Here is a 12704-nt window from a genome sequence, read left to right on the forward strand (position 1 = left end):
ATAATGAGTCTCTGATGAGTTTTGATATTGCTAAATACCCGACACTGGCGCTGGCAAACACGGTTCAGGAGCTGCGCGCCCTGCCGAAAGAGAAGTTGCCTGCGCTCTGTGATGAACTGCGTCAGTATCTGTTAGACAGTGTAAGCCGCTCCAGCGGCCATTTTGCGTCGGGTCTGGGCGTGGTCGAACTGACGGTCGCGCTGCATTATGTCTATAACACCCCCTTCGACCATCTGGTATGGGATGTGGGTCATCAGGCTTATCCCCATAAAATTCTGACCGGTCGCCGCGATCGCATCGGTACGATTCGTCAGAAAAATGGCGTACACCCGTTTCCATGGCGCGGCGAAAGTGAATATGACGTATTGAGCGTCGGTCACTCGTCAACCTCCATCAGTGCCGGTCTCGGCATGGCCGCGGCGGCAGAACGTGAAGGTCAGGGTCGTCGCACCGCCTGTATTATTGGCGATGGCGCCATCACCGCTGGCATGGCGTTTGAAGCGATGAACCACGCCGGTGATATCAAGCCGGACATGCTGGTGATCCTCAACGACAACGAGATGTCGATCTCCGAAAACGTCGGCGCGCTGAATAACCGTCTGGCGCAAATCCTGTCGGGTAAAACCTATGCGCGACTGCGCGAAGGCAGCAAGCGTGTGCTGACCAGCCTGCCACCGATCAAAGAGCTGGTAAGACGCACCGAAGAGCATCTCAAAGGCATGGTCGTGCCGGGTACGCTGTTTGAAGAGCTGGGCTTTAATTATATCGGCCCGGTAGATGGTCACGATGTGCTGACGCTGGTCAATACACTGAGCAACATGCGCAGCCTGAAAGGGCCGCAGTTCCTGCATATCATGACGAAGAAAGGCAAAGGCTACGCTCCGGCAGAGGAAGATCCGATTGCCTGGCACGCCGTGCCTAAATTCGATCCTGCGATTGGCGAACTGCCAAAAAGCGCAGAAGGCCTGCCGAGCTACTCTAAAATCTTCGGCAACTGGCTGTGCGAAATGGCCGCCGACGATCCGAAACTGATGGCGATTACGCCAGCAATGCGCGAAGGCTCCGGCATGGTGGCCTTCTCACGCGAATTTCCGAAACAATATTTCGATGTGGCAATTGCCGAGCAGCACGCCGTGACCTTCGCTGCCGGTATGGCGATTGGCGGCTATAAACCGATTGTTGCTATCTACTCCACCTTCCTGCAGCGCGCCTACGATCAGTTGATCCATGACGTCGCCATCCAGAAACTGCCGGTCCTGTTTGCTATCGATCGCGGTGGTATTGTTGGCGCGGATGGTCAGACTCACCAGGGCGCGTTTGATCTCGCCTATCTGCGCTGCGTGCCGGATATGGTGATCATGACCCCCAGCGATGAAAATGAGTGTCGGCAGATGCTCTACACCGGCTATCACTATCAGGATGGTCCAAGTGCAGTGCGCTATCCGCGCGGCACCGGTGTCGGTACGCCACTGGCTCCGCTGCAGAGCCTGCCGCTGGGTAAAGCCGTGGTGAAACGTCAGGGTGAAAAGCTGGCGATTCTGAACTTCGGCACCCTGTTGCCGGAAGCGGCCGCCACGGCGGAAGCACTGAATGCGACTCTGGTCGATATGCGCTTTGTGAAGCCGCTGGATGAGGCGCTGATTGCCGAGCTCGCCGCCACGCACGACTCGCTGATTACGCTGGAAGAAGGCGCCATCAAAGGCGGTGCCGGCAGTGGCGTCAATGAGTTTGTTATGGCGAAACGTCTGGCTGTTCCGGTGCTGAACATCGGTCTGCCTGATGAGTTCATCCCGCAGGGGACGCAGGATGAAGTGCGTCATGACTATCTGCTGGACGCGGAGGGCATTCAGCAGCAGATCGCCCACTGGCTGGCGCAGTAACCTCCCCTCTCTGCGCTCCCCCTCGGGGAGCGCAACATCCTGCTATGCTAAGACCTTTGCACTTTCGCAGGAGCCTCCACCATGAAAACGATTCAACTGGGTACCACCGATCTGCAGGTGTCGCGTCTCTGTCTTGGCTGCATGACTTATGGCGACCCCACGCGCGGCAACCATGCCTGGACGCTGCCGGAAGCGAGCAGCCGTCCGCTGATCCAGCAGGCGCTGAACGCAGGGATCAACTTTTTCGATACCGCCAACAGCTATTCAGATGGCAGCAGTGAAGAGATCCTGGGTCGGGCGCTGAAAGACTTTGCCCGCCGTGAAGAGATCGTGGTCGCCACCAAAGTCTATTTCCCGCTGACCAATCTGTCACAGGGATTGTCGCGCAAGAATATTCTGCAATCCATTGATGACAGCCTGCAGCGTCTCGGCATGGAGTATGTCGACCTGCTGCAGATTCACCGCTGGGATTATGGGACGCCGCTGGAAGAGACGCTGGAAGCGCTGCATGAAGTCGTGCAGTCTGGCAAAGCACGTTATATCGGTGCCTCGTCGATGCACGCCAGTCAGTTTGCCCAGGCGTTGCAGATGCAGTCGGAACAGGGCTGGCATCGCTTTGTCAGCATGCAGGATCAGTACAACCTGATTCAGCGCGAAGAGGAGCGTGAAATGCATCCGCTCTGCCTGCAAGAGCAGATTGCCGTGCTGCCGTGGAGTCCGCTGGCGCGCGGTAAGCTGACCCGCCCGTGGGGGGAAAATACCGCGCGTTCCGCCTCTGACAAAGTGATGGCGTCGCTCTATGACAATACCGAAGAGAATGATGCCGTGATTGCAGAGCGGCTGGCGCAGGTGGCGGAAGGTAAAGGTGTAACGCGGGCGCAGGTGGCTCTGGCCTGGCTGCTGAGCAAGCCTGCCGTTACGGCGCCGATTATTGGTGCGTCGCGTGCTGAGCAGTTTGAGGATCTGGTGAAGGCGGTGGATGTCACGCTGAGTGACGAGGAAGTTGCACTGCTGGAAGAGGTCTATCAGCCGCATCAGCCGGTAGGATTCGAATAAGGCTGGCAACAAAGTGACGCCCTCCCCGGGCGTCACCTTCTGTCGCGGTGTGATGAGCCCTGGCCGTTAACCTGCCAGCCAGACCCCAAAGCCATACAGCATGGCAGCGGAAATCACGCCAGCAATAATGTCATCCACCATAATGCCCATGCCGCCATGCACATTGCGATCAAACCAGCGAATCGGCCACGGCTTCCACATATCAAGAATACGGAACAGCACAAAGCCACCCAGAACCCACTGCCAGCTGTTAACCGGAATCGCCATCAGCGTAATCCACATGCCGATAAACTCATCCCAGACAATGCTGCCGTGATCGTGTACGCCCATATCTTTGGCAGTGCGATGGCAGAGATAGACGCCAACACAGATACCGACCAGCACCACCAGCGAATAGAGATCCTGCGGCAGATAGGTCATCAGCCACCAGAACGGAATGGCCGCCAGCGATCCCATGGTGCCAGGCACGACCGGGCTTAATCCGCTGCCGAAACCGGTCGCCAGCAGATGCCAGGGATTGCTCATCCGCAGGCGACTCTTCGCCACGTCGTTATTTAGCATCAAAGTGATCAAACCCTTTATGACGGAATGTGGCGGGCTTGCCATTATCCAGCAGCGTTAAGCCTTCCGATTCCGGTGCCATCTGTCCGATGCAGGTATAGGGCACGCCCAGGTGACCCAGCGCTACATCGAGCGCGCCGCGATTGACCTCGGGCACCGTAAAGCAGAGTTCGTAATCTTCTCCGCCACTCAGCGCCCAGCGCAGGACCTGCTCAGGGTCGAAATGGTCGCGTAGCGCAGCCGAAAGGGGCAACGCATCCAGATTAAGCCGTGCGCCACAGCCGCTGGCTTTCAGCACGTGGCCGAGATCGGAAATCAGGCCGTCGGAAAGATCCACCGCTGAGGAGGCCAGCGAACGCAGCGCCTGGCCCTGCAGAATGCGCGGCATAGGACGCAGATGACGTTTAATCAGCGCTTCATGCACCGCCGGATCGCTGATACGGCAGTGATGCTGCAGCAGCGCCAGGCCCGCGGCGCTGTCACCCAGCGTTCCGGTCACGTAAATCCAGTCACCCGGCTTCGCGCCTGAACGTTTCAGGGCGCGGCCCTGCGGCACCAGACCGTGAATCGCCAGCGTCAGGCTCAGCGGGCCACGGGTGGTGTCGCCGCCGACCAGCTGCATGTCGTAATATTCCAGCAGTTCAAACAGGCTTTCGCTGAAGGCAGAGAGCCAGCTCTCATCGACCTGCGGCAGCGTTAAGGCCAGCGTCAGCCATGCGGGATCGGCGCCCATGGCAGCAAGGTCGCTGAGATTCACAGCCAGGGCTTTATAACCCAGATCGGCAGGATGGATATCCCGTAAGAAGTGCACACCCGCGACCAGGGTATCGGTGCTGATCGCCAGCGTCTGTTTTTCCGGCACGCTAAGTAACGCACAATCGTCACCGATGCCGAGTTCGACATCACGGCGGCTGCGTGTTCTGCGGTTGAAGTAGCGTGCGATGAGTTCAAATTCACCACAAGACATAATTGCGTTCCGCTTAACCCTTCATGAAAAAAGGCCGGCAAGCCGGCCTTTTTGTTTATTTGCGATTGGGTCGAATTTGTGGACCGGCTTTATCAAGCACGCCGTTAACAAATTTATGACTGTCTTCGGCACCGAAGACTTTCGCCAGCTCAATCCCTTCGTTGATGGCCACTTTATAAGGCACATCATTACGTTTGCTCAGCTCATACAGCGAGATGCGCAGGATAGCTTTTTCAACCTGGCCCAGCTCTTCGAGCTGACGCGACAGATAGGGCTTCATCAGTCCATCCAGATACGCACTGTTGGTCGCCACACCGGACAGCAGTTCGCGGAAGTAGGTAATGTCGACGTCTTTGACGTCCTGTTCCGCCAGAAACTGGTATTCCACATCGGCAATGTCGTTATTCGACAACTGCCAGGAGTAAAGCGCCTGAACAGCGCACTCACGGGCGCGACGACGAGCAGCAGGTTTCACAAAATTCCCCTTACAAAAATCAGGCTTTAATGGCTTTCAATACGTTGATCATTTCGAGCGCAGTCAGAGCCGCTTCAGCACCTTTGTTACCCGCTTTGGTGCCGGCACGCTCAATGGCCTGCTCGATGCTTTCAGTGGTCAGCACGCCAAACGCGACAGGAATCTCGCTGTTCATGGCAACGCTGGCGATACCGGAGCTGGCTTCACCCGCCACATATTCGAAGTGCGCAGTGCCACCACGAATAACCGTACCGAGTGCGATAATCGCATCATATTTGCCGGTGTTGGCCAGCGCGCGTGCTGCCAGAGGCAGTTCGTATGCACCAGGCACCCAGACTACGGTGATATTGTCATCTTTGACCTGGCCGATACGTTTCAGGGCATCAACTGCGCCATCCAGCAGGCTGTCATTAATGAAGTTGTTAAAACGCGCGATAACGATGGCAACATTGGCCTCAGGCGTTGCAACAGCAGCTTCGATAACTTTCATACTTATCCTTTCAGGGGTTTGGTTGGCCCCGCGCAGGGGGGCGGATTCTATCATACTCTTGGGCGGCGTGCTCTCGCTTTTCCGACCGTGTTATTGTGGTGTCAGGGTCAGGCGTAAATCGTCACCGACCTGGCGGACATCACTGAAACGGAAGGCAGGTGCGTCAGCCAGCTGGCTCAGTCCCGGCAGCTGACACAGCCCGCGTCCTTCATGACCTAACAGCTTAGGCGCCAGATAAACAATCAGTTCATCGACCAGTCCGGCCTGCAACAGGGCACCGGCCAGCGTTGCGCCCGCTTCAACCCAGACGCTGTTAATCTGTCGCTGTCCCAGCAGCATCATCATCGCCACCAGATCCAGCTGCTGTTCGCGCAGCGGAACAGCAATTTGCGTTACGTCAGCGGGCCAGCTCTGCTGATCGGGCTGATGACGCATCAGCCAGGTTTCACCCGGCTGCGAAATGAGCCGATGCTGCGGCGTCACGCGATTCTGGCTGTCGATAACCACCCGCACCGGCTGACGCAGTTGCTGCTCATTGAGCAGTGCCTGGCTCTCCGCATTGAGTTCAGACCAGCGTACCGTCAGGGAAGGATCGTCCGCCAGCACCGTGGCGCTGCTGCTGAGAATGGCGGCGCTCTGCGCACGCAGGCGCTGCACATCACGACGGGCAGCCGGCGAGGTTATCCACTGACTTTCGCCGCTGGCCATTGCCGTTCTGCCATCCAGTGAGGCACCCAGCTTGAGCTGGATCCAGGGGAAGCCAGTGCGCATGCGTTTGAGGAAACCGCGATTCAGCGCCTCCGCTTCCGGCATCATCAGACCGTGGCTGACCTCAATGCCCGCCTGATGCAGACGGTGCAGTCCGCGCCCCGCCACCTGCGGATTCGGATCCTGCATGGCGGCCACGACACGGGTAACGCCAGCGGCGATCAGCGCATCACAGCAGGGTGGCGTACGGCCATGATGGCTGCAGGGTTCCAGCGTGACATAGGCGGTTGCGCCACGCGCTTTCTCGCCCGCCATGCGCAGGGCGTGGACTTCAGCATGCGGTTCACCGGCGCGCTGATGCCAGCCCTCACCGACCACCTCGCCATCGCGCACAATCACGCAGCCCACATTGGGGTTCGGCATCGTCGTAAAGCGGCCACGTCGCGCCAGTTCCAGCGCACGCGCCATGTAAAGTTCATCCATGGTTTAATCCTGTAACCGGGCGATCTCTTCGCCAAAATCACGAATGTCTTCAAAGCTGCGGTAAACCGAGGCAAAGCGGATGTAGGCGACTTTATCGAGCTTCTTCAGCTCATCCATCACCAGATTGCCAATCAGCTTACTGGGGATCTCACGTTCACCGGTGGCACGCAGCTGGGTTTTAATATGGTTTACGGCGCTTTCAACCGCATCGGCGCTGACCGGACGCTTCTCAAGCGCTTTCATCATCCCGCTGGCCATTTTGTCTTCATTAAACGGTTCGCGCACGTCATTGCTTTTCACCACGCGTGGCATCACCAGTTCCGCCACCTCGAAGGTGGTAAAACGCTCATGACACATCAGACACTGGCGGCGGCGGCGCACCGAAGAGCCTTCACTAACCAGACGAGAATCAATCACTTTGGTGTCCACAGCGGAGCAGAATGGGCAATGCATGACGTTTCCTGACGCGAGAGAGATGGGCCAGACAGTGTAACGCGAACTGCGAATCAACAAAATCTCTTCCGTGCCTTTCCTGTGCCACCACGCACAGCATAAATGATGTTAAATATCAGCGACGGCAAAAGGGTCTACGCTTATAGAGCCGAAAGACGGCGTATATCCACTAACACACTGGAGGTTGTATGGGTCTGTTTAATTTTGTGAAAGAAGCCGGTGAAAAATTATGGGATGCCGTGAATGGCGGCGATGACCAGAATAAAAAGCTGCAGGATCACATCAACAAGCTCGGTTTACCCGACAGCGACAAAGTGGATGTGAAGGTCAATGGCGATACAGTGACCGTGACGGGCGATGGCCTTTCCCAGGAGCTGAAAGAGAAGATTCTGATCGCAGCCGGTAACGTTGCAGGCATCACCAAAGTGGAAGATAAGGTGACCGTGACAGATAGCGCGACCGAGTCAGAACTTTACACCGTGAAAAAAGGCGACACGCTGAGCGCAATTTCCAAACAGGTTTATGGAAATGCCAACGAATACAACAAGATTTTCGAAGCGAATAAGCCAATGCTCTCTCATCCTGATAAGATCTATCCTGGCCAGGTTTTACGTATTCCAAAATAACGGACAAGGATAACTTATGAGCAGGATGGTTTGGGTTCCGGTGGCGCTCTCTCTGGTGATGCTGAGCGGTTGCAGCAGTAGCGCCAGCAACCCGCAGGTCAGAGAGCTGCATCAGGAAGTGAGTCAGCTTAATCAGCAGATGCAGCACCTGACCACGCAGGCCAGCGCGCTGGAGATTCAGGGGCAGTTAAACAGCCATTCGCAGCAAGGCGCGTGGCTGATCCCGCAGGCGAACACGCCGGTGGCACTGCAAACCCAGCTCGGCACGCTGCGACTCGCGCTCTCGCCTGTCACTGCTGAAGCCAGCGGCTCGCGGGCAACCCTGACGGTACGCTCAATGGACGATCGCCCCTTGCCCGCCCTGCACGCTACGGTGAACTGGGGCGAACTCGATCCGGCGACCGGTAAACCACTGAGTAACGGCAGTCTGAGTCAGACGATAGCGGTGCCTGCCTCGCTGCTGCGCCAGCATTCGGTGAGCATACCGCTGCGACTCAGCGGCCTCACACCGGATCAATCAGGTTATGTCCGCGTGCATAACGTCACCGGCGACGCACCTGCCCAGACCTCCCCTGCTGCACCCTGATCTGATCACAGGTGCAAAAAAAAACGGGCAGCCACATGGCTGCCCGTTTTTATTTCTCTGCGGCGATTAAGGCAGGATAGAAGGCTGATCGGCGCCCTCTTTCTCGACTTTCTGCACCAGCATATGTTCACGCTTCATGCCCAGCTTCAGCGCCAGCGCCGAAGAGACATAAATTGATGAAATCGTACCAATCGTCACACCAATCAGCATGGTCAGTGAGAAGCCTTTCAGCAGCGCACCACCAAACACGAAGAGGATGAGGATCATCGCCAGCGTGGTCAGCGAGGTAATCAGCGTACGGCTTAACGTCTGGGTCAGTGACACGTTAGTAATATCGTAAGAGCTGCCGCGACGGATCTTGCGGAAGTTTTCACGAATACGGTCCGACACCACGATTTTATCGTTAAGCGAGTAGCCAATCACCGACATCAGTGAGGCAACAATCGTCAGGTCGATTTCAATGCGGAACAGCGCCAGCAGGCCGCAGGTGATGATCACGTCATGCGCCAGCGCCAGCACGGTACCCAGCGCCAGACGCCACTCAAAGCGAAAACCGATGTAGATCAGAATCGCAATCAGTGCGGACAACAGCGCCATCGCACCCGCCTGCGCCAGGTCGCTGCCCACACTCGGACCCACGAACTCAATGCGCTTAACGGTGGCATTTTGCTGGGTGGTCTGGTTAATCACCGACACCACTTTATTGCCTAACTCGGTGCCCGCCGGGCCGGTAACCGGTGCCATACGCACCATGACGTCACGGCTGCTGCCAAAGTTCTGAACCAGCGGCTCGTCAAAGCCCGCTTTCACCAGATCGCCACGCAGGACTTCAAGATCGGCCGGTTTTTCCAGCGCGATCTCAATCACTGTACCACCGGTGAAATCGAGGCCCCAGTTAAAACCACGCACACCCACGATAGCAATCGCGGCGAGAATCAGCAGTCCCGAAATGATGAAGGCCAGCTTATCCCAGCGCATAAAGTCGACGACTTTACGCCCGTGGTTCAACTGCTCAATGTTATATTCCTGTGCCACAACGCACTCCTCAGATAGACAGCTTGTTGATGCGTTTGCCACCGTAAACCAGGTTAACAATGGCACGGGTACCGACAATCGCGGTGAACATTGAGGTTGCGATACCAATTGCGGTGGTAATAGCAAAGCCTTTGATCGAACCGGTGCCGACTGCATAAAGAATGATAACTTTGATCAGGGTGGTCACGTTCGCATCGACAATACTGGAGAAGGCGCCTTTATAGCCCTCATGAATTGCCTGCTGAACCGAGCGCCCGTTACGCAGCTCTTCTTTAATACGTTCGTTAATCAGCACGTTGGCATCCACCGCCACCGCCAGCGTTAACACGATACCGGCAATACCCGGCATGGTCAGGGTCGCGCCCGGCAATAGCGACATAATGCCGACAATCAGCACCAGGTTAACCAGCAGCGCGCTGGTCGCAATCAGACCAAACTTCTTGTAGAACACCACCATAAACAGGATCGACGCAAGCAGACCCCACAGGCAGGCTTCCAGACCCTGAGTAATGTTCTGCTGACCCATGGTCGGCCCGATAGTACGCTCTTCCACAATCTGGATGGGCGCAATCAACGCACCGGCACGCAGCAGCAGCGAGAGCTGACGCGCTTCGTTCGGGTTGTTGATACCGGTGATGCGGAAGCTGTTCCCCAGACGAGACTGGATGTTGGCGACGTTAATCACCTCTTCCTGTTTCACCAGAATTGAACGGCCGTTGGCATCTTTCTTACCACTGTCTTTGTACTCCACAAACAGGGTCGCCATCGGCTTGCCGATGTTGTCCTTGGTGAAGTTCGACATGATGTTACCGCCTGCGCCATCCAGTGAAATGTTCACCTGTGGCTGGTTGTACTCATCCATGCTGGAAGTCGAGTCGGTGATATGGTCACCGGTCAGGATCACCCGCTTGTAGAGCACAACCGGCTGGCCATCACGCATGTCTTTAACTTCAGAGTCACCCGGTACACGACCACTGGCCGCTACGGTTGGATCCACGCTGGTGTTTACCAGACGGAATTCCAGCGTCGCCGTTGCACCCAGAATCTCTTTAGCGCGTGCCGTATCCTGAATACCCGGCAACTCAACTACGATGCGATCGGAACCCTGACGCTGTACCAGCGGTTCGGCCACGCCCAGCTGGTTCACACGGTTACGCAGAATAGTAATGTTCTGCTGAACCGCATATTCACGCGCTTCGCTGAGACGAGCATCGCTCATGGTGGCACGCAGGGCATCGCTGCCGCTGCTGTTGATCACCAGATCCTGATGACGCGAGGTCAGCCAGGAGATCGCCGCATCGCGGCTGGCTGCGTCACGGAAACGAATTTCCACGCCGTAGTTCGCGATTTTGTTGACGGTGGTGTAAGGGATACTTTTGGTGCGCAGGTCGCTACGCAGCGAGTCAGCATTCTGCTCCTGCAGTTTGCCGAGTGCGGTGTCCATGTCCACTTCCATCAGGAAGTGCACACCACCACGCAGATCGAGACCGAGTTTCATCGGTTCTGCTGACAGCATACTCAGCCAGCGAGGCGTGGCTGGCGCGAGGTTCAGCGCAACAACGTAGTCTTCACCCAACGCTTTCATGATCGCTTCACGGGCGCGTAACTGCACATCCGTATTATTGAAGCGCGCGGTAATCGCACCATTTTCCAGCGCAACAGATTTGCTCTGGATATTGTCTTGTTTTAATGCGGACTGAATTTGATCCAACGTCTGCTCACTGGCGGCGCTTCCGCGCGCACCAGTGATTTGAACGGCCGGATCCTCACCATACAGGTTGGGAAGCGCATAGAGCAGGCCGACGAGAATCACGACGACCAGCATCACGTACTTCCACAAAGGATAACGATTTAACACGGCAGTTCCCTTAGGGAAGAAAGAATTACAGCGCCTTGATAGTGCCTTTAGGCAGCACGGCGGCGACGAAATCACGTTTAATGACGACTTCATTGGTGTCATTCAGCGCGATAGCTACGTAGCCCGTGTCAGAGACTTTTGTTACGCGGCCTACAAGCCCACCGCTGGTCAGCACTTCATCACCCTTAGAGATAGAATCCATCAGCTTCTTGTGCTCTTTCGCACGTTTCTGCTGCGGACGCAGGATCATGAAATAGAAAATCAGACCAAACACCACCAGCATGATCACCAGAGAATACGGACTTCCCTGAGACGGTGCGCCTGCTGCGGCCACGGCGTCAGAAATGAAAAAGCTCATTAAATTTCCCTCATTGATGAATTATCAGACGTTAAAGGCGGAACTTCTTTGCCCGTCCGTTGGTAGAACTCGTTTACAAAGCGCTCTAATTTACCCTCTTCGATGGCCTGGCGTAAACCTGCCATCAGGCGCTGGTAATAGCGCAAATTGTGGATAGTGTTCAGACGCGCGCCCAGTATTTCGTTACAACGGTCGAGATGATACAAGTAGGCACGACTATAATTGCGACAGGTGTAACAATCACACTCCGCATCCAGTGGCGCAGTGTCATCTTTGTATCTGGCGTTGCGGATTTTCACCACACCCTCAGTCACAAACAGATGACCATTCCGGGCATTACGGGTCGGCATCACGCAGTCAAACATATCGACGCCGCGACGGACGCCCTCAACCAGATCTTCTGGCTTGCCGACACCCATCAGATAACGCGGTTTATCCTGCGGAAGCTGCGGACAGACGTGCTCAAGAATACGGTGCATGTCCTGCTTAGGCTCACCCACCGCCAGGCCGCCCACAGCGTACCCATCAAAGCCAATCTCTACCAGACCTTTCACCGAGACATCTCGTAAATCTTCGTAAACCGAGCCCTGAATAATGCCAAATAGCGCATTTTTATTGCCCAGGCTGTCAAAACGGTCACGACTGCGTTGCGCCCAGCGCAGCGACATCTCCATCGAGCGTTTGGCGTAGTCCCAGTCCGCCGGATAGGGCGTACATTCATCGAAAATCATCACGATGTCAGAACCGAGGTCATACTGAATCTCCATCGATTTTTCCGGATCGAGGAAGATCGGGTCGCCGTTGATCGGGTTACGGAAATGCACGCCCGCTTCGGTGATTTTACGGATGTCGCCCAGGCTGAAGACCTGGAAGCCGCCGGAGTCGGTCAGGATCGGCCCTTTCCACTGCATAAAGTCATGCAGATCGCCATGCAGTTTCATGATCTCCTGACCCGGACGCAGCCAGAGGTGGAAGGTATTGCCCAGAATGATCTGCGCGCCGGTCTCCTGCACTTCTTCCGGCGTCATGCCTTTAACGGTGCCATAGGTGCCAACAGGCATAAACGCAGGGGTTTCCACCACACCGCGATCAAAAATCAGACGGCCACGGCGTGCGCGCCCGTCTGTGGTATCAAGTTCAAATTTCACAAAGCCTCCATCGGAGAAAC

14 protein-coding genes are annotated in these 12704 nt (G+C 56.2%); 4 read left to right on the plus strand and 10 right to left on the minus strand.

Features of this window, described 5'->3' with window-relative positions; all coding sequences use genetic code 11:
- Window positions 1–14 precede the first annotated feature (14 nt).
- Entirely contained in the window at window positions 15–1880 is a 1866-nt protein-coding gene (dxs, locus tag AFL22_RS21390; protein ID WP_010255380.1) for a 1-deoxy-D-xylulose-5-phosphate synthase, read from the plus strand.
- An 81-nt stretch (window positions 1881–1961) separates the two neighbouring features.
- Entirely contained in the window at window positions 1962–2936 is a 975-nt protein-coding gene (locus AFL22_RS21395; RefSeq protein ID WP_052272138.1) for an aldo/keto reductase, read from the plus strand.
- Window positions 2937–3002: 66 nt separating this feature from the next.
- On the opposite strand, the gene pgpA is transcribed toward AFL22_RS21395, so the two are convergent.
- The 6 genes from pgpA to nrdR form a co-directional block, all read right to left on the minus strand.
- Window positions 3003–3497: a phosphatidylglycerophosphatase A gene (pgpA, locus tag AFL22_RS21400; RefSeq protein ID WP_031293112.1), complete on the minus strand. Its 495-nt coding sequence runs from the start codon at window positions 3495–3497 to the stop codon at window positions 3003–3005.
- Window positions 3487–4464 carry a thiamine-phosphate kinase gene (gene thiL / locus AFL22_RS21405; protein ID WP_010255374.1) on the minus strand — a complete coding sequence of 326 codons (978 nt, stop codon included), beginning with the start codon at window positions 4462–4464 and terminating at the stop codon, window positions 3487–3489. Before thiL ends, pgpA begins: the two co-directional genes overlap by 11 nt.
- 55 nt (window positions 4465–4519) lie before the next feature.
- Window positions 4520–4939, minus strand: a complete 420-nt coding sequence (gene nusB, locus AFL22_RS21410) for a transcription antitermination factor NusB (protein ID WP_010255372.1) — start codon at window positions 4937–4939, stop codon at window positions 4520–4522.
- A gap of 19 nt (window positions 4940–4958) precedes the next feature.
- On the minus strand, window positions 4959–5429 hold the full coding sequence (ribE, locus tag AFL22_RS21415) for a 6,7-dimethyl-8-ribityllumazine synthase (RefSeq protein ID WP_010255369.1): 471 nt from the start codon (window positions 5427–5429) through the stop codon (window positions 4959–4961).
- A gap of 90 nt (window positions 5430–5519) precedes the next feature.
- Window positions 5520–6620, minus strand: a complete 1101-nt coding sequence (gene ribD, locus AFL22_RS21420; protein ID WP_052272139.1) for a bifunctional diaminohydroxyphosphoribosylaminopyrimidine deaminase/5-amino-6-(5-phosphoribosylamino)uracil reductase RibD — start codon at window positions 6618–6620, stop codon at window positions 5520–5522.
- A 3-nt stretch (window positions 6621–6623) separates the two neighbouring features.
- On the minus strand, window positions 6624–7073 hold the full coding sequence (nrdR, locus tag AFL22_RS21425; protein ID WP_009091750.1) for a transcriptional regulator NrdR: 450 nt from the start codon (window positions 7071–7073) through the stop codon (window positions 6624–6626).
- A 188-nt stretch (window positions 7074–7261) separates the two neighbouring features.
- Here nrdR and lysM point away from each other — a divergent pair, with 188 nt between their 5' ends.
- Window positions 7262–7699, plus strand: coding sequence for a peptidoglycan-binding protein LysM (gene lysM / locus AFL22_RS21430; protein WP_010255362.1), 438 nt, complete (start codon window positions 7262–7264; stop codon window positions 7697–7699).
- 16 nt (window positions 7700–7715) lie between these two features.
- Window positions 7716–8285: a DUF3251 domain-containing protein gene (locus AFL22_RS21435; RefSeq protein WP_052272140.1), complete on the plus strand. Its 570-nt coding sequence runs from the start codon at window positions 7716–7718 to the stop codon at window positions 8283–8285.
- A 66-nt stretch (window positions 8286–8351) separates the two neighbouring features.
- Here AFL22_RS21435 and secF read toward each other — a convergent pair whose 3' ends face one another.
- Genes secF through tgt form a run of 4 tightly spaced genes read right to left on the minus strand, consistent with a single transcriptional unit; the run spans window position 8352 to window position 12684 of the window.
- Entirely contained in the window at window positions 8352–9320 is a 969-nt protein-coding gene (secF, locus tag AFL22_RS21440) for a protein translocase subunit SecF (RefSeq protein ID WP_010255357.1), read from the minus strand.
- A 10-nt stretch (window positions 9321–9330) separates the two neighbouring features.
- Complete coding sequence (gene secD, locus AFL22_RS21445) at window positions 9331–11178, minus strand: protein translocase subunit SecD (RefSeq protein ID WP_071997994.1); 1848 nt, start codon at window positions 11176–11178, stop codon at window positions 9331–9333.
- Between the two features lie 25 nt (window positions 11179–11203).
- Complete coding sequence (gene yajC, locus AFL22_RS21450) at window positions 11204–11536, minus strand: preprotein translocase subunit YajC (RefSeq protein WP_010255353.1); 333 nt, start codon at window positions 11534–11536, stop codon at window positions 11204–11206.
- Window positions 11536–12684, minus strand: a complete 1149-nt coding sequence (gene tgt, locus AFL22_RS21455) for a tRNA guanosine(34) transglycosylase Tgt (RefSeq protein WP_010255351.1) — start codon at window positions 12682–12684, stop codon at window positions 11536–11538. Before tgt ends, yajC begins: the two co-directional genes overlap by 1 nt.
- Window positions 12685–12704: the final 20 nt, after the last annotated feature.

This window comes from Pantoea sp. CFSAN033090 (genome assembly GCF_001264395.1).
GTDB classification, from domain to species: Bacteria; Pseudomonadota; Gammaproteobacteria; order Enterobacterales; family Enterobacteriaceae; genus Pantoea; species Pantoea agglomerans.

Bases quoted from the DNA above. Each gene is read 5' to 3' on its own strand.
- ribD (WP_052272139.1), bottom strand. From the start codon at position 6,620: ATGGATGAACTTTACATGGCGCGTGCGCTGGAACTGGCGCGACGTGGC.
- AFL22_RS21395 (WP_052272138.1), top strand. From the start codon at position 1,962: ATGAAAACGATTCAACTGGGTACCACCGATCTGCAGGTGTCGCGTCTC.
- thiL (WP_010255374.1), bottom strand. From the start codon at position 4,464: ATGTCTTGTGGTGAATTTGAACTCATCGCACGCTACTTCAACCGCAGA.
- lysM (WP_010255362.1), top strand. From the start codon at position 7,262: ATGGGTCTGTTTAATTTTGTGAAAGAAGCCGGTGAAAAATTATGGGAT.
- yajC (WP_010255353.1), bottom strand. From the start codon at position 11,536: ATGAGCTTTTTCATTTCTGACGCCGTGGCCGCAGCAGGCGCACCGTCT.
- nrdR (WP_009091750.1), bottom strand. From the start codon at position 7,073: ATGCATTGCCCATTCTGCTCCGCTGTGGACACCAAAGTGATTGATTCT.
- pgpA (WP_031293112.1), bottom strand. From the start codon at position 3,497: ATGCTAAATAACGACGTGGCGAAGAGTCGCCTGCGGATGAGCAATCCC.
- dxs (WP_010255380.1), top strand. From the start codon at position 15: ATGAGTTTTGATATTGCTAAATACCCGACACTGGCGCTGGCAAACACG.
- ribE (WP_010255369.1), bottom strand. From the start codon at position 5,429: ATGAAAGTTATCGAAGCTGCTGTTGCAACGCCTGAGGCCAATGTTGCC.
- AFL22_RS21435 (WP_052272140.1), top strand. From the start codon at position 7,716: ATGAGCAGGATGGTTTGGGTTCCGGTGGCGCTCTCTCTGGTGATGCTG.